Here is an 18,810-nt window from a genome sequence, read left to right on the forward strand (position 1 = left end):
CAACCTTCGCGGGGCCTGGTTATCGGGGGTCGAACAGCACCGGCACCGAGGTCGGCGACCGGAAGACCTGGCCCCGGACGTGCGGGTCGTCCCCGGCGGGATCCAGCCGCAGATTCGGCAGCCGGTCCAGCAGCAGATTGATGGCGGTCCGCATTTCCAGCCGGGCCAGGTGCATGCCGAGGCACACGTGCACGCCGTACCCCCAGGCGAGGTTCGGCTTCTGCTGCCGGAAAATGTTGAACGCGTCCGGATCGGGATAGCGGTCTTCCTGCCGGTTCGCCGAGCCCAGCATCGGCATCACCGTCGCGCCGGCCGGGATCGCCACCCCGCCGAGTTCCGTGTCGCGCGTCGCCACCCGGGTGATGGTCAGCAGCGGCGGTTCCCACCGCACACCCTCCTCGATGGCCTGCGGCAGCAGGGACCGGTCCGCGCGGATGGCGTCCAACTGCGGGGGATCGGACAGCAGCCCCAACAGCAGGCTGCCCAGCGCCCGGTAGGTCGTCTCCACGCCCGCGGGCAGCAGCAGCCGCAGGAACGAGTAGATCTCCTCGTCCGCCAGCTTCTGCCCGTCGATCTCGGCCGCGGCCAGCGCGCTGATCAGGTCGTCCTTCGGCTCCGCGCGGCGCGCCCGCAGGATCGGCGCGAAGTAGTCGCACAGCGCCGCCGACGCCGCGAGCCCGCGTTCCGGGTTCATCAGCCAGCTCAGCAGCGAGATCGACCACCGCTGGAACTGCGGGTAGTCCTGCTCGGGCAAACCCAACAGACCCGCGATGACCTGGCTGGGATAGTCGAAGGTGAACTCCTTCACCAGGTCCGCCCTGCCCTTGGGCGCGAACTTGTCGATCAGGCTGTTCGCCACCCGACCGACCAGCTCGTCCTGCCACCGCGCCAATGACTTCTGCGAGAAGGCCTTTGAGACCAGCGAGCGCAACCGACCGTGGATCGGCTCGTCCATGCCGAGCATGACCCCCTCGCCCAGGACCGGTCCGAACGCGGCGATGACGGCCGACGACGAGAACGTCTCGTTGTCACGCAGCATCTGCTGGACGTCCTCATAGCGGTACACGATGAACATCGGCAGCGATTCCTCGTGCGGAAGCGCTCCCGACGTCTCGAGTCGCTGCACCGGCTCCTCGCGCCGCAGCCGCGCCAGTTCGGTGTAGGGGTCGCGCACGTCACCGGAGATCGCGTCGTCGAAGGCGCCGAAGTCCTCCAGGTCGTCGAAAAGCTGTTCCATTACAGTTCCTCATTTCCCTTGCTGCGCTTGGCCGCCAGCGACTGTAAGCGCCGCAACACCGGCTGCGGCACGACGCGCGCAACCAGCACCATCGCCTTTTGCACCGTTGTCAACGGCCACGCCCCGCCCCGCATCGAGCCCTGCCTGGGTATGCCCAGCACGATCCGTGACAGGTGGTGCATGCCCGCCGCCGGAAGGATCCGGTTGAACGCCAACAACATCGACGCGTCCGGTCCCACCCCGCGGCGCCGGAACGGCTTGGCGTCATCCAGCGCCCTGACCAGGCCGTCGGCGAACCGTTCGGGCGGCCGGGCCATTTTCATAGCGAATCGCCCGCGGGTGTTCATGGTTTGGTGCAGGCGGGCGTAGGGGCCCGCGAGATCGCGATCGTCGGTGGTGCCCGCGTCGGTGATGATTTCGGTGTCGTAGGTGCCGGCGACCAGGACCGTGACACCGAGGCCGAACGGCGCGATCTCGCACGCCAGGGATTCGCCCCATCGCTCGAGCGCGCCCTTGGCCGCCGAGTACGGCGCGGTGGCCGGCTGTCCGCGCACGCCCGCCTCGCTGGACACCAGCACGATTCGCCCTTCCCCCGCCGCCCGCATCGACGGCAGCAGGGCCTGGGTCAGCGCGACGGGGCCCAGCACGGTGGTGGCAAACATCTTCTGCCACAGCGCCATATCGGTCTCCTCCACCATTCCGGCGGCGGAGATCCCGGCATTGTGCACCACCGCGTAGGGTGCGCCGACGGCCTCCTCGATCGCCTTGCCCGCCGCGGCGACCGACGCGGGATCCAGCAGGTCGAGCCCCACCGCGATCAGCCGGTCGTCGTCCTCGCCCGCCCCTGTCGCCTCACGCAACAGCTTGATCCCCTTGTCGGGTGTGCGCATCGCGGCGACCACGCGCCAGCCTTCGCGATACAGGCGCACGGCCGAGGCGAACCCCAGACCGCGGGACGCGCCGGTGATGACGACGGTGCGCGGCTCAGCCATTCTTGCCCGCGTTGTGGTCCTGCACAGCGCAGGGGCCCTGTCCCGGCGGGGGCGACTCGACGTGCGGCCGCCCGTTGGGCTCCCCGTTGGCCCACGTCGACCAGATGCCCACGGAGAACGGGCCCCGGGCGCCGGCCTTCTCGTAATAGCCTTGCGGGTCATACACTTTGGCCTCCGGGTAGGGCCACGGGCAGGCCACCGACGTCGCGGCGTGGCTGACCTTGATGACCCAGAACCAGGTTCCATAGGCGAAATACGAGATGTTGATGATGGTGAACATCACCAAAAACGTGCCCAGCACGGGGCGGGTCGGGAACAGCTTGGCCTTGGCGGCGAGCTTCTCGGCCACCGACTTCCCGGTGTCGTCGCGGTAGCACAGGATCGCCGCGGGCACCATCACGAAGGTCACCGAGAACGACTCCCAGATGAGCGGGAACTGGAACGTCGTGCCGGTGAACACCGAACCCCATGGGATCACCTGCGAGTAGATGTACATGCCCATGTGGACGAGCTGGATCTCGAGCCACGCGTCGAAGACGAACCCGATCGCGCAGGTCAGCGCGCCCAGGCTGACCAGCGGGTGCCGCGACACGAAGGACGTCGGCCCGTATTTGGCCTGCAGCTTGCGCAGGATCCACACCGCGGGGAAGTAAGGACCGAAATAGAAAGTGACGTAACCGAATACGACGAACGGCTCGACGGTCGGCGAGATGGACACCAGCGGCCAGGATTCGGGCCAGTGGATGAGGTCGGGGTTGTAGACGGCGAACGGGGCCCAGTTCATGATCGGGTCCTGCCACACGATCAGCGTGGTGCACAGGAACATCAGCATCGCCGGGCTGCCGGGGTTGCGGCGCCACCCTCGGACGAACACCACCAGCAGCACGATCAGCATGATCAAGGTGGAGATCTGGATGAACGTCATGTAGTCCAAACCGAAGATGAACTTCACCGGCCGGGGCCGCCCCTGCACGTTGGGGTTGGCGACGCGCGGGTCCAGGGCGACGCGCATGTTCGCGATGAAGAAGAGGACGAACGCCGCCAGCGCCGCGCCGGCGATCCAGCGACCCCAGTTGACCTTGCGCCCCGCCGCCGCGTCGGCCGGCTTGTCGTCTTGCACCAGCGGTGCCGATTGGTCGGTGCTCATGTGCGCCTCACTCTCCGAAGCGGTCGACCAGGTGCGAGTTGACGCCGTCAGCGTCCAGTGTTCGGGCCACCAGGTAGCCCGCGCCCATCCACGCCCGCCGCGTCCACTTGCCGAACGACACCCGCGTGCCCGGCGCCCCCGATGCGGCGGGCATCATCTTCACCCGCTCGAGCGCCTCCTTGACCCCCCGCGGGCTCAGCGGATGCGCGTCGGTGAATGCACGGACCAGCGTCGCGGCGACGTCGCGGTTGACCACCGACACGCAATATTCCGGGCGACTGCCGCCGTACTTCCCCGCGTAGCGGTCCAGGAAGTCCTGGCCGATCGGGTTGGCTTCGTCGTATTGGTCGACCCCGATCCAGCCCATGAACGCGTTCCACATGATCGGGTTGACCCAGGCGTTCTGAAACGCCGTCGTGGTGAACCGCGGCGGGTCCCAGTCGACGGCCTCCAGCGCCGGGTTGATGAACACGATCCCGAATCCGAAGCCGAAATGCACGATCGCCTCGGCCTTGGCGTCGTGCAGGGTGCGCACCGCCTCGTTGATGTCCTGGGCGGTCTGAGCGATGGTGGCCTCCGCGACGATCCGAATCCCCTTGCGGGCACACGCACTTCGCAGGTTCTTCAGATAGCTCTCGCCGATGAGATTTTGCTCGACGAGGACGCCGATCTCCTTCAGCCCGCGCTTGGCCACGAGGTCAGTGATGAAGATCGGCTCGTCGGTCATGGACCCCTGCGGGAAGGAGAACGTCCATTCGCCCAGCCAGTCGTCGGTGCCGGTGACGCTGATCGCCGGCACCTTGAAGCGTTCCTCGATGGCTTCCTTGGTCGCCACGCAATTGTCGGTGATGTTGGGTCCGAAGACGACGAGGCAGCCCTCGTCCACCAGCTCGCCGTACGCGTCGATGACCGCCTTGACCGACCCCTTGGGCAGGCCCTCCACCTCGCGATAGATCATCTGGACCGGTCGATCCATCAACCCCTGCTCATGGGCTTCCTCGAAGATCAGGTCGAAGCACCGGGTGAACGAGGCCAGCAACTCCTCCGGGAATCCCGGCGGAAGGGTGAAGTCCATCAGGTAGCCGACCTTGATCGGCTCCGCGCTGCTTTCGTAGGACACGTGACCTCCCGGGGATGAACTCAGGCGCGCCGATCCAGAAAACCTAATATTTGTTCAGACCCTAGCGGCGGCGGTATGCAGCGTCAATCGTCTATCCGCCCCCGCCCAGATAGACCTCGATCATCTCGGCCAAACCCCTGCCCACGGCGGCGTCGTCGGTGAGCGGTCCGGCGATCGCGGCACGGGCCGCTTCCGGCATGCTCAGGCCCTCCGCGATCAGCCTGCCCGCCGCGATCAGCACGCGCGTCGACGCCACCTCACGCAGCCCGCCGGTCTCCAGGCGGCGGATGGCCTGCCCGAAGCGCACCAGCTGAGCGGCGGTGGCGGCGTCCACGCCCGCCTCGTGCGCGACGATTCCCTCTTCGACATCGGCTGCGGGGAAACCGAATTCGATGGCCACCATGCGCTGGCGCGTCGAGTCCTTGAGGTCCTTGAGCACGCTCTGGTAGCCCGGGTTGTAGGACACCACCAGGCCGAATCCGGGCGCGGCGTCCAGCGTGACGCCGAGGCGCTCGATGGGCAGCTGCCGCCGGTAGTCGGCGAGCGGGTGCAACACCACGGTGGTGTCCTGCCGCGCCTCCACCACCTCGTCCAGGTAGCAGATCGCGCCCTCGCGCACCGCCCGGGTCAGCGGCCCGTCCACCCACACCGTCTCGTCGCCCTGCAGCAGAAACCGGCCGACCAGGTCCGCGGTGGTCAGGTCGTCATGGCAGGCCACGGTGATCAGCGGCCGGCCCAGGTCGTGGGCCATCGCCTCCACGAAGCGGGTCTTGCCGCAGCCCGTCGGCCCCTTCAACACGAGCGCCAGGCCCTGGTGGTAGGCCACCTTGAAGATGGCCTCTTCGTTGCCGATCGCCTCGTAGTAGGGCCGCACCGTCTCCGCCTCCGGGATCATGCCGATCCGGTAAGCAAGGCCGGACTCGTTGCCCATGGTGTCCCTTCTCCCGCCGGGTTGGTGGCAGCCTATCCGGAACAGATGTTTGTTTCAAGTGCCGCGGTCCGCGGCGCCGGGCCGCCGGCGCGCCAACTGCGTTCTGGCACAGGGCATCAGCAGTCACGACACCTTCCGGCGGACCTCCGCCGAGCGCAGCGCCGACCGGAAAAGCGGCCCGATCACCCCGGCGAGTTGCTCGGGCCGCGCGATCGTCGCGTGCGCGGCGCTGCCGAAAACCTTGCGCAACGATCCCACGTCGGTTCCCGCGCCGATCGTCAGGCACACGCAGCCGGTGCCGCGGCGGCGCGCCTCGGTGAGGGCGCGGCGCGCGTCCGCAGCGCCGTAGGCCCGCTCGTACCCCTGGTCGTACGCGAGCCCGTCCGACAGCACCACCAGCAGCCGCCGCGACGTCCCGCCACGCGCCTCCAGCACGGCCGAGCCGTGGCGGATGGCCGCGCCGAGGCGCGAGTACGCGCCGGGCTCGAGGCTGTTCAGCCGCCGCATGACGTGCGTGTCGAGGTGGTCGTCGAAGCGTTTCACCGGCACCATGCTCACCGCGCGGCGGCCCTGGGAGTAGTAGGCGTACAGCGCGACCCGGTCACCGAGATCGTGCAGTGCGACGGTCAGGTTGGCGACCGCGGCGCGCTGTTGCTCGTGCACCGTGCGCCCGATCGTTCCGGGCTCCGCCGCCGACCCCGACACGTCGAGGAGAAGCAGCACCGACAGGTCGCGCCGGCGCCGCAGGCTGTCGAGGTAGACCGCCTCGTCGGGCACCGATCCGGCCAGCACCTCCACCCGGGCTTCGACGGCCGCGTCGATGTCGATGTCGTCGCCCTGGGATTGGCGGTGCCGGCGGTGCAGGCCCATCCCGAGCCGCGACAGCGGGCGCCGCACGCCGATCGCGGCTTCGATCGCGTGGGTCGCCGACGCCTTGATCGTCGGCTCGACCTCGCGCACGGTGCACCACGCGGGCCGGTAGCGCCTGCGCGCCGCGTCCCATTCCGGATAGGTCACACCGTCGGCGGCGGCGTCGGGGTCGTCGTCGACGTCGTCGCCGGCGGTCGACGCCAGCGACGTCACCGCGTGCAAGCCGCGGTTGGTGCGGTTCGTCCGGTGCGTGGGGCTGTCCGCCCCCGGCGGCCCGCCGCCGCTCCCGGTCTTGCGCGCGGAAGACAGCATCTTTTTCAGCCACTTGCCGATGAAGCCGCCGCCGCCGACGGGGCTGGTGAACAAGTCGGGATCGTCGGAATCGTCGATCGCGCCGTCATCGAGCTCTTCCAGTTCTTTGGCGCCCTGACGGCGCGGAACGTGCTGCGGGCTCGCCTGGTCCTCCTGTTTGGCCGCGTGGGCGCCGGCGGCCAGGACCTTCCCCGCGCGGATCAGGCCGAATTCGGGCGGCGGGTCGTCAAGCGCCCCCCGCCTTCCGGCGATTTCCAGCGACGCGGCGGGCGAATCGCTGCGCGCCGCGATCTCGCGGTCGCCCACCGGGGCCAGGACGGGCGGCAGCAGCACGCTGTTGGCCACCAGGGCGCGGTGGCCCTCGAGCGCCAAGTAGCGCCGGGCCAGCCGGGGATGGCGCACCAGGGGACGCACGACGTCGGGGTCCAGGCTGCCGGCGGCGATCAGCGAGGCCTGCACCGCCAGGATCGTGAGCTTCGCCCGCGCCGAACCGTCGACGTAGATGGTCTGGCCGTCGGTCCACGCCGACTCACCCGCCGGCAGCTCCGCGACCGCCACCGGCCGGCCCGCAAGGGCGGAGGCGAACATGCCGAGGGCTGCCAGTTTGTCGCCAAGGGCTTCGTTTCTCATAGGCCTTCCAGCAAGTTGACCAAATATCTGTTCCAGCGTAGGGTCCGGTTCCACCCGCGGTCAATCGCAGGGGACGGTGGGTCGCACTTGCCAAGGAGCGCAGCATGATTGACTTCACCGGCCGGGTCGCGGTGGTGACCGGCGCGGGCCGCGGGCTGGGTCGGCTCTACGCACTGGACCTGGCGCGCCGCGGCGCCGCGGTGGTGGTCAACGACCTCGGCGGCGGAATGCGCGGCCTCCCGGACGAGGCCGCCGACTCGCGCGTCGCCGACGCGGTGGTCGACGAGATCAGGGGCGCGGGCGGCACGGCGATCGCCTCCTACGACTCCGTCGACAGCCCCGCGGGCGGCCAGGCGATCGTCGACGCCGCCGTCGGGGCGTTCGGACGCCTCGACGCGGTCGTCAGCAACGCCGGGATCTTCAACAGCGTGCCCTTCGAGGACCTCCCGCACGACGAGTGGACCCGGATGCTGCGCGTGCACCTCGACGGCGGCTTTCACCTCTCCCAGCCCGCCTATCGCGTCATGAAGGCCAACGGCGGCGGACGGTTCGTGTTCGTCTCGTCGTCCGCGGGGATCTTCGGTCAGCCCATGGAGGCCCACTACGCCGCGGCCAAGGCGGGGCTGGTCGGGTTGACCAACGTGATCGCGATCGAGGGCGAAGCGCACGGGATCCTCGCCAATTCCGTTATGCCCACCGGGTTCTCGCGCATGGTCACCGAGACCGTCGGCGACGAGAAGTTCCTGGCCGAATCCGGCTTCATGCGCGCGATCCGGCCCGAACTGGTAGTGCCGCTGGTCACGTTCCTGGCCAGCACCGCCTGCACGTTCACCCACCGCAACTACTCGGCCGCCGCCGGGCGCTACGCCCGGGTGTTCGTGGGACTGAGCGAGGGCTGGCTGGCGGATGCCGACACCGAACCGACCGCCGAGGACATCGAGGCACACCTCGAGCAGATCTCGGCCACCGACCGCTTCATCGTGCCCGCGTCCATCGTCGACGAGGTGCTGGAGGTCTGCGAGCGGCGCGGCGTCAACGCCATGCCGGGCAACGCGGAGGTCGCTTTCCCCGAACCCGGGCGCGACACGGGCTAGAGTCACAGCACAGTGGATTTCACCTACCCAGCGGAAGTGGAAAAGTTCCGCACCGAACTGCGCGACTGGCTGTCCGCGAACCTCACCGCCGAGCTGATCGCCGCCCGGCGCGCCGCCGGCCACGACGACGCGGCCTTCGAGCAGCAGCGCGCGTGGAATCGCACCATGGCCGACGCCGGCTGGGCGGCCGTGTCCTGGCCCCGGGAGTACGGCGGCCGGGGAGCGACGGTGCTCGAGCAGCTCGTCTACACCGAGGAGACCACGCGCGCGCGTGCCCCGTTGCCGCTCAACGTCATCGGCATGAACAACATCGCGCCCGCAATCATGCACTACGGCACCGAAACCCAGAAGACCACGCTGCTGCCAAGGATGATGCGCGCCGACGACATCTGGTGTCAGGGCATGTCGGAACCGGAGGCCGGGTCCGACCTCGCCGCGCTGCGCACCCGGGCGGTGCGTGAGGGTGACGACTTCGTCGTCAACGGCCAGAAGATCTGGACCTCGCTGGGGCACCGCGCGAAGTGGTGCCAGCTGTACGTGCGCACCGACCCGGAGGCCCCGAAGCACAAGGGGATCTCCTGCCTGATCGTCGACATGGGGCTGCCCGGCATCGAGGTGCGCCCGCTCGTCACGCTCAACGGCGACACCGACTTCGCCGAGATCTTCTTTCACGACGTGCGGGTGCCGGCCGACGCGCTGCTCGGGCCGCTGAACGGGGGCTGGCAGGTGGCCACCACCACGCTCAGCCACGAGCGCGCGGGCGCCGCGCGGCTCTACGCCGAGATGCAGGTGCGGCTCGAAGAACTGGTCGACGACATCAGACGAGGCGCGCGCGGCTCCCTGGACGACCCGGTGACGCTGCGGCGGCTCGGCGAAATCGCCGTCCGCATCAAGTATCTCGAGGTGCTCTGCCAGCGGTCGATCTCGGCGACGCTGCACGGCGGTTCGGACGGCGCCGCGTTCTCCTCGGCCAGCCTCGCCAAGACGGTGTGGGGCGAGATCGGCCAGGAACTGGCGGCGCTGGCCTTCGACGTGCTCGGCACCCGCGGCGACAACGCGGCGTGGGCGAACTACCGCCTGACGTCGCGGTCGCTGACCATCGCGGGCGGCACGACGCAGATCAACAAGAACATCACCGCCCAGCGGGTGCTCGGATTGCCGCGCGCATGAACCTCGAACTCACCGAAGAGCAGGTCGCGCTGCGCGACACCACCCGGAGCTTTCTCGCCGAAAAGGCCCCGATCGCAAGCCACGTGCGCCCGTTGCTCGACGATCCGTCCGGCACCACCGACGCGGTGTGGCGCAGCCTGGCCGACCTCGGCACCACCGGGCTGCTGGTACCCGAGGACTACGGCGGCGCCGGCATGACCATGGTCGAGGCCGGCGTCGTCGCCGAAGAACTCGGCGCCGCGCTGCACCCGGGTCCGTGGCTGTCGACGGCGGTCGCCGCCGTGCGGGCGCTGGCCCGGCTCGACGGAACGGATTCTGCGGCAGAGCTTTTGACCGGCATCGCCGACGGCGGCGTGATCGCCGCGGTCGGGCCGCTGGACGGCGGCGGCCTCGCGACCGGCGAGCGCGACGGACGCGTCGTGCTGCGGGGTGACGTCGCGATGGCCGACGCGGCCGCGGCCAACGTGCTGCTGGTGTTCGCCGGGGACGGCCGCGACGCCGGGCTTTTCGCCGTCAAGACCGACTCCCCCGGCGTCTCGGTGGCGCCGCGGCACGGTATCGACCAGACCCGCAAGCGGTTTCGCGTCGCGCTCGACGCGGCGCCCGGGCGCCGGCTGGCCACGGCGGCCCCCGACGACGTGGCCGCGCTGAGGGACGACGTGCTGATCGCGACCGCCGCCGACGCGCTCGGCGCCGCGCGGGCGGTCATGGACCTCGCGGTCGAATACGCCAAGGTGAGAAAGCAATTCGGGCACCCCATCGGATCGTTCCAGGCGGTCCAGCACCTGTGCGTCGACATGTACGAGACGGTGGAGTTGGCCCGCGGCGGCGTCATCCACGCGCTGTGGGCCGCCGACAACGCGGGACCCGACGAGCGGCAGCTGGCCGCGATGCGGGCCAAGGCGTTCGCCGGCCGGCTGGCCACCGTGGGCGACACGGCGATCCAGGTGTTGGGGGGCATCGGCTACACCTGGGAACACGACGCCCATCTGTACCTCAAGCGCCTGTTGAGCTGGAGCGAACTGCTCGGCGCCCCCGACCGCTACCTCACCGAAATCGGTGCGCGCCTTGCGAACAGGGGAGCCTGACGATGGACATCGAGTACCTGCTCACCGCCACCCGCTCGGCGCGCAAGACGCTCGACCTCGACGCCCCGGTCGACGCGGACGACATCCGCCAGTGCCTGCGCGTCGGCCTCCAGGCTGCCAACGGATCCAACCAGCAGGCCTGGCGGTGGCTGGTGATCACCGACGCCGGGCTGCGCGCCAGGATCGCCGAGCTGTACCGCGAGGCGTACCTGCTGCGCGTCGGCGGGCAACTGCTCGCCGACCTGATGCCGGCCGGCACGCCGGAGACCCGGCTCATGTCGTCGACGGAGTGGCTCGTCGAGAACCTCGCGCGCGTCCCGATGCTGGTGATCCCGTGCTACGAGCCCTACCTACCGCGCATCGACGGCGACGAGTCGTTTCACCGGGCGACGCTGTACGGCTCGATCTTCCCCGCGGTGTGGAACTTTCAGCTCGCCCTGCACACCCGCGGCTACGGGACGTGCATCACGACCCTGCACCTGCACCGCGAACACGAGGTCGCCGAACTGCTCGGCATTCCACCGACCTACGCCCAGGGCTGCCTGTTGCCGGTGGCCCGGCTGCGTGCCGGGCACGCCTTTCGGCCGGCCCGCCGGCGGCCCGTCGACGAGGTCGTCGCGCGCGACGGCTGGGACGGGGCAGCGTTTTAGAATGGGCCCGCCGGCGCTGTGTGCAGCGGGTTTGTTCCGCCGGATTCTGATAGCCTCTAACAAAGATTTGGTTCGGAGTGGGAGTGCGATGCGCATGCGTGCAAATCCGCGGTCGTACCGAGTTGCGCGCCCCTAGCCATGGCCAGAGCCCAGCCATCGGTCAAGGGCCGGGCGGCGGCGCCGGGCCACATGGATAACGACGACGCCGGAACCCGCCGCGCCGAGATCCTGCAAACCGCCGCCTCGCTGATCGCCTCCTCGGGATTGCGGACGTCGCTGCAGGAGATCGCGGACGCGGCGGGCATCCTCCCCGGCAGCCTGTACCACCATTTCGAGTCCAAAGAGGCGATCCTGGTCGAGCTGATCCGCCGCTACCAGGACGACCTGGACCGCATCGGGCGGACGGCCCAGGCCCGGCTGGACGAGCCCGATTCACGGCCGGTTTCCGAGCAGATCGTCGAGCTGGGCAAGGCGATCGCCAACTGCGCCGTGCGCCACGGCGCCGCCCTGCAGATGTCGTTCTACGAGGGGCCCAGCGCGGATCCCGAGCTCATCAAGCTGACCCAGCAGCGGCCCGTGGCCATTCAGGAGGCGATGCTGCAGACGCTGCGCGCCGGCAGGTGGAGCGGCTACATCAAGCCCGATATCGACCTGCCCACGCTCTCCGACCGCATCTGCCAGACCATGCTGCAGGTCGGGCTCGACGTCATGCGCCACAATTCGCCCGCCGACCAGGTGGCCGAGTTGCTGTGCCGAATCATCTTGCGGGGGTTGGCAATTCGGTCCCCCACCGATGCGGCCCTGGACCGGTCGGAAGCATTCGCCGCCGCCAAGAACGTCATCGCCACCTGGGCCGACGACAGCGACGCCGATCCCACCGACAAGGCCGCCCACGTGCTCGCGGTGGCGCGGGCGGAATTCGGCCGCCGCGGGTACGAGGTCACCACCGTCCGGGACATCGCGTCGGCGGCCGGCCTCGGCACCGGGACGGTCTACCGGGTGATCGGTTCCAAGGACGAACTGCTCGCCGCGATCATGGAATCCTTCGGCCGCAAGGTGGAGGCCGGCTGGGTCGCGGTCCTGCGCTCGGACGCCACCGCGATCGAGAAGCTGGACGCACTGAGCTGGGTCAACGTCAACGCGCTCGACCGGTTCTCGGACGAGTTCAGGATCCAGTTGGCCTGGATGCGCCAATCCCCGCCGAACACGCCCAACCCCGGCTGGTTGTATGCGACGCGCCTTCGGCAGATGAAATCGCTGCTCTCCGAAGGGATCCGGTCCGGCGAGATCGGCATCGACGCCCCGTCCACCACGATGCTGGCGCGCTGCCTCATCGGCCTGCAATGGATACCGGAGAACATCCTGCGCGCCATCGGAACGCGCGCGGCGCTGGTGCACGCCCGCGACACCGTCCTGCGGGGGGTCGCGGTTCGCGGCCATTAGGTGTTGAACCTTAGGTATTGAACCTAATAACTGTTCTACATACAGTAGGGCGACTAGAATCCGATTGGCAGATACCGAGAAGGGGATTTCCATGACCATTGTCGATCGCTTGCGCTACGACGGCAAGCGTGCGCTGATTGTCGGTGGCGCGACGGGCATGGGCGCCGCGGCGGCCAAGTCGGCGGCCGAACTCGGCGCCGAAGTCATCGTGATGGACTACGCACCGGTGGACTACAAGGTCGCCCAGTCCGTCCAGGTGGACCTGCGCGACCCCGCGTCCATCGATTCCGCCCTCGAGCAGGTCAACGGTCCCATCCACGCGGTGTTCTCCGCCGCCGGCGTCGCCGACGGAACGATCGACCTGATGAAGATCAACTTCATCGGCCACCGGCACCTGATCGACCGCCTGCTGGAAAAGGACCAACTGCCGAACGGGTCGGCCATCTGCTTCATCTCCTCGGTCGCCGGCATGGGCTGGGAGAACGACCTGGATTTGATGCTGGAATTCCTGGCGACGCCGGACTTCGCGGCGGCCGAGGCATGGTGCCAGGCGCACGAGGCCGAGGGGATCAACCACTACGGCACCAGCAAGAAGGTGATCAACACCTACGTGGCCACCCAGGGCTACCCGCTGGCGAAGAAGGGCATCCGCATCAACGCGATCTGCCCCGGCCCGACCGACACCCCGCTGGCCCAGGCCAACGCCGACCTGTGGCTGTCCTTCGCCCAGGACTACCGCGACGAGACCGGCTCCAAGGTGCACACGCCCGAGCAGATGGGCGACGTGATGGCCTTCCTCAACAGCGAGGCGGCCTGCGGCGTCAGCGGCGTCACCCTGCTCGTGGACTCCGGCCACACCATGGCCTCGATGACCGGCGCCTACGCCCCGGGCAAGCCGATCATCGACCTCATCATGGGCAAGGTGAAGCTCTAGCCCGTTTTCTTCCCGCGAGACTGTAACTGCCGACGGCTCTACTCGGAGTTCGCGTCGGTAGTCGCAGTCTCGCGGGAAAGTACCGTTTAACACATGGCACACGTCATCGTCATCGGCGGCCACGGCAAGGTCGCTTTGCAACTGGCCCGGATCCTGACCGAACGCGGCGATGCGGTGAGCTCGGTCTTTCGCAACCCCGAACACTCCGACGACGTCGCGGCCACGGGTGCGCGGCCGGTGGTGGCCGACATCGAGCGCCTGGACACCGACGAGCTGGCCCGCCTGCTGACCGGTCACGACGCGGTGGTGTTCTCCGCGGGGGCGGGCGGCGGGAACCCGGCGCGCACCTACGCCGTCGACCGCGACGCGGCGATCCGGGTGATCGACGCCGCGGGGCGCGCCGGCGTCAAGCGGTTCGTGATGGTGTCCTACTTCGGTGCCGGCCCCGATCACGGTGTGCCGCACGATAATTCGTTCTTCCCGTATGCGGAGGCGAAGGCGGCCGCGGACGCGCACCTGCGCTCCAGCGGCCTGGACTGGACGGTGCTGGGACCGGGCCGGCTGACGCTGGAGCCGGCGACGGGGCGCATCGCGCTGGGCGAGGGTAAGGGTGAAGTTTCACGGGCCGACGTCGCGCTCGTCGCGGCCGCCGCGCTGGCCGACGACTCGACGATCGGCCGGACCATCGAGTTCAACAACGGCTCGAACGGCGACGGCGTCCCCATCGCCGAAGCGCTGGCCGGCTGACCCGGCCGGCGAACGGGTAAGCTGCGCTACGCAGCTGGTCTGCCGTCGCCGCAATCCGTGGCGTCGGCATCGAGCGAGGCACGTTAGTCGCGCTTCGCGAGAGGGAACCCGGTGAGAGTCCGGGACTGTCCCGCAGCGGTATGCAGGAACGACCGCCGTCACACGCACTGGTCGCAAGACTGGGAAGCGACGGCCATTAGGAGCACCACCGGTGCGCGCCTGCGAGTCCGAAGACCTGCCGGCTGTGCCGGGCGCGCCGCGTCCGGCGGCTCATCGCCTCGTGGAATGGGCGGGTGGCCGGGCCCGTTGCGGTTAAGACACCGCATCGCGGATCGGTTGTGCGTCCGTTGGCGGTGGCCAGACCGTCGAATGAAGGACGACAACGTGACCAGCCAAACATTCACCGCAACCGTCACCGGCTCCCCCCGCATCGGCCCCAACCGCGAACTCAAACGCGCCACCGAGGGCTACTGGGCCGGACGCACCGACCGGGCCGAACTCGAGTCCGTCGCCGCGACACTGCGCCGCGACATGTGGTCTCAGCTGGCCGCCGCCGGGCTGGACTCGGTCCCGGTGAACACCTTCTCGTACTACGACCAGATGCTCGACACCGCCGTCATGCTCGGCGCGCTGCCCGCGCGGGCGCGGGACGTCCCCGACGAATTGGACCGCTACTTCGCCCTCGCGCGCGGCAGCAAGACCGTCGCCCCGCTGGAGATGACGAAGTGGTTCGACACCAACTACCACTACCTGGTCCCCGAGATCGAGCCCGCGACGAAGTTCGCGCTCAACCCGGCCAAGGTGCTCGCGGAACTGAAGGAGGCACTGGCGCAAGGGATCCCGGCGCGGCCCGTCGTCATCGGGCCGATCACCTTCCTGTTGCTGAGCAAGGGAGTCCGGGGCGGCGGGGCGCCTATCGAGCGGCTGCAGGAGCTGGTGCCGCTCTACTCCGAATTGCTCTCCCTGCTCGCCGACCCGTCTTCTGGAGGCGCGCAGTGGGTGCAGTTCGACGAGCCCGCGCTGGTGACCGACATGTCCCCCGACGCGCCCGCGCTGGCCGAGGCCGTCTACAACGCGCTGGGCGCCGTCCGCAACCGGCCCGCCATCCACGTCGCCACCTACTTCGGCGACCCGGGCGCGGCGCTGGCGGGGCTGGCCCGCACGCCGGTCGAGGCGATCGGCCTCGACCTGGTGGCCGGCGCCGACGTCGCCCTGGCCGGCATCCCGGAGCTGTCCGGCAAGCTGCTCGTGGCCGGCGTCGTCGACGGGCGCAACGTCTGGCGCACCGACCTGGAATCGGCGTTGGCCAGGCTGACGAAGCTACGGGGTTCGGGTGCCGGAGTGGCGGTTTCGACGTCGTGCTCCACGATGCACGTGCCGTACTCGCTCGGGCCGGAGACCGGGCTTGACGACGCCCTGCGCAGCTGGCTGGCGTTCGGGGCCGAGAAGGTTGCCGAGGTGGTCACGCTCGCGCGGGCCCTGCATGACGGGCGCGACACGGTCGCCGACGAGATCGCGGCGTCCAATGCCGCGGTGGCCTCCCGCCGCCGCGACCCGCGGCTGCGCAACCCCGCGGTACGCACCCGGATCGACTCGATCGTCGCGTCGGGCGACCATCGCGGCGACGCCGCACACCGCCGCGCCGCCCAGGAGGCGCGGCTGCAGCTGCCCCCGCTTCCGACCACGACGATCGGCTCGTACCCGCAGACGTCCGCGATCCGCAAGGCGCGCGCGGCGTTTCGGGCCGGCGAGATCGACGAGGCCACCTACGTCACCAAGATGCGCCAGGAGATCGCCGACGTCATCAAGCTGCAGGAGGAGCTGGGGCTCGACGTGCTGGTGCACGGCGAGCCGGAGCGCAACGACATGGTCCAGTATTTCGCCGAGCAGCTGGAGGGCTTCTTCGCCACCCAGAACGGCTGGGTGCAGTCCTACGGCAGCCGCTGCGTGCGCCCGCCGATCCTGTACGGCGACGTGTCCCGGCCCCACCCGATGACCGTCGAGTGGATCACCTACGCCCAGTCCCTGACCGACAGGCCGGTGAAGGGCATGCTGACCGGGCCGGTCACGATCCTGGCCTGGTCGTTCGTGCGCGACGACCAGCCGCTGGCCGAGACCGCCAACCAGGTGGCGCTGGCCATCCGCGACGAGACCCTGGATCTGGAGGCCGCGGGGATCGCGGTCATTCAGGTCGACGAGCCCGCACTGCGCGAGCTGCTGCCGCTGCGCCGCGCCTCGCAAGAGGACTATTTGCGTTGGGCGGTAGGGGCTTTCCGGTTGGCCACGTCGGGCGTCGCGGACTCCACCCAGATCCACACCCACCTGTGCTACTCGGAATTCGGTGAGGTGATCGGGGCGATCGCCGATCTCGACGCCGATGTCACCTCCATCGAGGCCGCCCGCTCACACATGGAGGTGCTCGACGACCTCAACGCCGCCGGCTTCGCCAACAGCGTGGGCCCGGGGGTCTACGACATCCACTCCCCCCGCGTGCCCGGCACCGACGAGATGGCCGAGTCGCTGCGTGCGGCGCTTCGCGCCGTGCCGCCGCAACGGCTTTGGGTCAACCCCGACTGCGGGTTGAAGACCCGCGGCGTCGACGAGGTGACCGCGTCGCTGCAGAACATGGTCGCCGCCGCCCGGGAGGTGCGGGCCGGGGCCTAGTTCCGCGAGTGCACGGACGACAGCACCTCGACCGGGACGTCGTCGGCCCAGGGTTGCCGGGTCACCATGTCGGCGACCCGCACCACGCCCGTTTCGAATTCGCCCGTCGCGGCGTCCACCAGCCGGTAGGCCTGGGTCTGCTTGTGGATGGGCTGCGCGTCGAGCAGGACGACGCGCACCTCGCCCGGCTCGAAGTGGCAGCGCTCCTGCATCGCCCTGATGAGTTGCTCGTTGTGCATGTGGCCGTCGCCGAAGTTCCAGCCGATGGCGGTGCTGCAGATCCGCTCGCCGTCGGTGATGGCGTAGTCATCCTCGTTCTGGCCCGCCATCGCCCGGTGCGCCAGCGTGAACAGGGCGCGGCCGTGGGTGTTGAAGCCGCGGAAGGCATACCCCATGTAGATCGGGATCTGCGCGGCCTCGGGGCTGCCGTAGAAGCGCTCCAGCTGCGCCTGCGGCATGCTCGCGATCGCCACGATTCCGCGCGCGATCTTCTCGTTGGCCGACGGCTTCATGCACCACAGCGTGGTGTCCCAGTTCCCCGCGTAGTAGCGCATCGCGGGCAAGAACGAGACCTTGCGCGGGAACATGTTGCCCACCAACACGATTCCCGCGATGACGACGAACAGGATCCCCACCACCACCGGGTGCCTCAGGTCGGCCAATCCCAGGCGGGCGTGCGCGACGAACAACGACAGCACGCCGAAGATCATGAAGACGTTCCACTCCAGCGGCACCCCCATCGGGATCGACACGAGGATGCCCAGGTGGAAGCACACCATCACGACCGCGGCCACGGTGATGGGCCACCCGCCGTGGCAGAAGAACAGCGGCAGCGGCACCAGCATCTCGATGGCGGTGCTGACGTGGGCCAAGAACCGGGACAGCCGCCCGGGGCGCAGGTCCTCCGGGAACTTCTCGAAGAAGCGCCGCTTCAGCCAGCGGGGCCGCACCAGCGGGTTGTTGGACATCATCGTGGAGATGACGAACGGGAAGTGTTTGTTGAGCTTTGACGTCGCCGCGCCCACCCAGATGACCAGGAACACCACCTTGGACCCGACGATCATGTCGGCACCGCCGAAAAGGAAGGTCACGGCCATCGTCGCGTAGACCTCGCCGCGGGCGGCCAAAAAGATCACCTTGTCCCTCAGCCCCAGCACGCCGAGGAGCACCAGGATCAGCACCACGCGCCACGTCGGCAGCAAGCCGACCGTGGTTCCCAGTTCCGGCACCGGTCCGGTCCCGTCGGAGAGCAACGCCCACAGGGTCACCACCAGCAGCGCCGCATACAAGAAGACGTCCACGGGCCGGCGGGCGGTGCCCCGCGTCAGCGGGACGCGTTCCGGCCACGGCGGCAGCCGGATGGTCCCGAACCGCATCCAGTACAAAATCGAGCCCAGCGGCGGGAAGAACCGGTTGTTCAACGGGCCGAAGCCGCAACCCAGCCCGATCACCTCGAACAGCATCGTGTAGAGCACGACCTTCTCGAAGACGATCGGCTCGGACCACCACTGCGCGACGTGGGTGAAGCCGCCCAGGCCCTTGGTGGCCGAGGCGAACAACCACCCACCAAGGATGTAGAGCAGGATCTTCACGACATAGAACAGGTGCAGGGCGACCGGCGTGCCGAACCCCACCTCGGCCCAGTGTCGGGCCATCGGGCGGATCTTCTCGCTGCGCGTGCCCCTGCTCCATTCATCGAAGTCGACCTGGGGTAGCTCGGGTTTGAGGAATCCCATGGTTTGACAGGTTAGAACGTGTTCTAGGCGGATGCCCTGGGCTGT

General features: G+C 69.1%; 15 protein-coding genes and 1 riboswitch. Of the genes, 8 read left to right on the plus strand and 7 right to left on the minus strand.

Annotated features, from left to right (window positions below):
* Window positions 1–19 precede the first annotated feature (19 nt).
* The 6 genes from BST11_RS21855 to BST11_RS21880 all read right to left on the minus strand — a co-directional run bounded on the left by BST11_RS21855 (window position 20) and on the right by BST11_RS21880 (window position 7,239).
* A complete protein-coding gene (locus BST11_RS21855; protein WP_083140094.1) occupies window positions 20–1,237 on the minus strand; it encodes a cytochrome P450 in 1,218 nt (405 codons plus the stop codon).
* Window positions 1,237–2,229 (minus strand): SDR family oxidoreductase, encoded by a 993-nt coding sequence (locus BST11_RS21860; RefSeq protein WP_083140095.1) that lies wholly within the window; start codon window positions 2,227–2,229, stop codon window positions 1,237–1,239. Before BST11_RS21860 ends, BST11_RS21855 begins: the two co-directional genes overlap by 1 nt.
* A complete protein-coding gene (locus BST11_RS21865) occupies window positions 2,222–3,376 on the minus strand; it encodes a spirocyclase AveC family protein (protein WP_083140096.1) in 1,155 nt (384 codons plus the stop codon). Before BST11_RS21865 ends, BST11_RS21860 begins: the two co-directional genes overlap by 8 nt.
* 7 nt (window positions 3,377–3,383) lie before the next feature.
* Window positions 3,384–4,496, minus strand: a complete 1,113-nt coding sequence (locus BST11_RS21870; protein ID WP_083140097.1) for an ABC transporter substrate-binding protein — start codon at window positions 4,494–4,496, stop codon at window positions 3,384–3,386.
* Window positions 4,497–4,587: 91 nt separating this feature from the next.
* Window positions 4,588–5,427, minus strand: coding sequence for a CbbQ/NirQ/NorQ/GpvN family protein (locus BST11_RS21875; protein ID WP_083140098.1), 840 nt, complete (start codon window positions 5,425–5,427; stop codon window positions 4,588–4,590).
* A 123-nt stretch (window positions 5,428–5,550) separates the two neighbouring features.
* A complete protein-coding gene (locus tag BST11_RS21880) occupies window positions 5,551–7,239 on the minus strand; it encodes a nitric oxide reductase activation protein NorD (RefSeq protein ID WP_083140099.1) in 1,689 nt (562 codons plus the stop codon).
* A 104-nt stretch (window positions 7,240–7,343) separates the two neighbouring features.
* Between BST11_RS21880 and BST11_RS21885 the strand changes: the two genes are divergently transcribed.
* The 8 genes from BST11_RS21885 to metE all read left to right on the plus strand — a co-directional run bounded on the left by BST11_RS21885 (window position 7,344) and on the right by metE (window position 17,029).
* Window positions 7,344–8,333, plus strand: coding sequence for an SDR family NAD(P)-dependent oxidoreductase (locus tag BST11_RS21885; RefSeq protein WP_083140100.1), 990 nt, complete (start codon window positions 7,344–7,346; stop codon window positions 8,331–8,333).
* A 12-nt stretch (window positions 8,334–8,345) separates the two neighbouring features.
* Window positions 8,346–9,503, plus strand: a complete 1,158-nt coding sequence (locus BST11_RS21890; protein WP_083140101.1) for an acyl-CoA dehydrogenase family protein — start codon at window positions 8,346–8,348, stop codon at window positions 9,501–9,503.
* On the plus strand, window positions 9,500–10,591 hold the full coding sequence (locus tag BST11_RS21895) for an acyl-CoA dehydrogenase family protein (protein ID WP_083140102.1): 1,092 nt from the start codon (window positions 9,500–9,502) through the stop codon (window positions 10,589–10,591). The genes BST11_RS21890 and BST11_RS21895 overlap by 4 nt, the downstream gene beginning before the upstream one ends.
* A 2-nt stretch (window positions 10,592–10,593) precedes the next feature.
* Complete coding sequence (locus BST11_RS21900; protein WP_083140103.1) at window positions 10,594–11,241, plus strand: nitroreductase family protein; 648 nt, start codon at window positions 10,594–10,596, stop codon at window positions 11,239–11,241.
* Between the two features lie 189 nt (window positions 11,242–11,430).
* Entirely contained in the window at window positions 11,431–12,684 is a 1,254-nt protein-coding gene (locus BST11_RS21905; RefSeq protein WP_142276490.1) for a TetR/AcrR family transcriptional regulator, read from the plus strand.
* Between the two features lie 91 nt (window positions 12,685–12,775).
* On the plus strand, window positions 12,776–13,618 hold the full coding sequence (locus BST11_RS21910) for an SDR family oxidoreductase (RefSeq protein WP_083140105.1): 843 nt from the start codon (window positions 12,776–12,778) through the stop codon (window positions 13,616–13,618).
* A gap of 93 nt (window positions 13,619–13,711) precedes the next feature.
* Entirely contained in the window at window positions 13,712–14,365 is a 654-nt protein-coding gene (locus tag BST11_RS21915; protein WP_083140106.1) for an SDR family oxidoreductase, read from the plus strand.
* Window positions 14,366–14,412: 47 nt separating this feature from the next.
* A riboswitch (cobalamin riboswitch) is annotated at window positions 14,413–14,622 on the plus strand.
* 112 nt (window positions 14,623–14,734) lie between these two features.
* Window positions 14,735–17,029, plus strand: a complete 2,295-nt coding sequence (metE, locus tag BST11_RS21920; RefSeq protein ID WP_142276489.1) for a 5-methyltetrahydropteroyltriglutamate--homocysteine S-methyltransferase — start codon at window positions 14,735–14,737, stop codon at window positions 17,027–17,029.
* Here metE and BST11_RS21925 read toward each other — a convergent pair.
* Entirely contained in the window at window positions 17,026–18,765 is a 1,740-nt protein-coding gene (locus BST11_RS21925; RefSeq protein WP_083140107.1) for a DUF3556 domain-containing protein, read from the minus strand. The two genes, metE and BST11_RS21925, sit on opposite strands and share 4 nt — an antisense overlap.
* Window positions 18,766–18,810: the final 45 nt, after the last annotated feature.

It is taken from the genome of Mycobacterium alsense, from assembly GCF_002086635.1.
In the GTDB taxonomy this organism is placed as follows: domain Bacteria; phylum Actinomycetota; class Actinomycetes; order Mycobacteriales; family Mycobacteriaceae; genus Mycobacterium; species Mycobacterium alsense.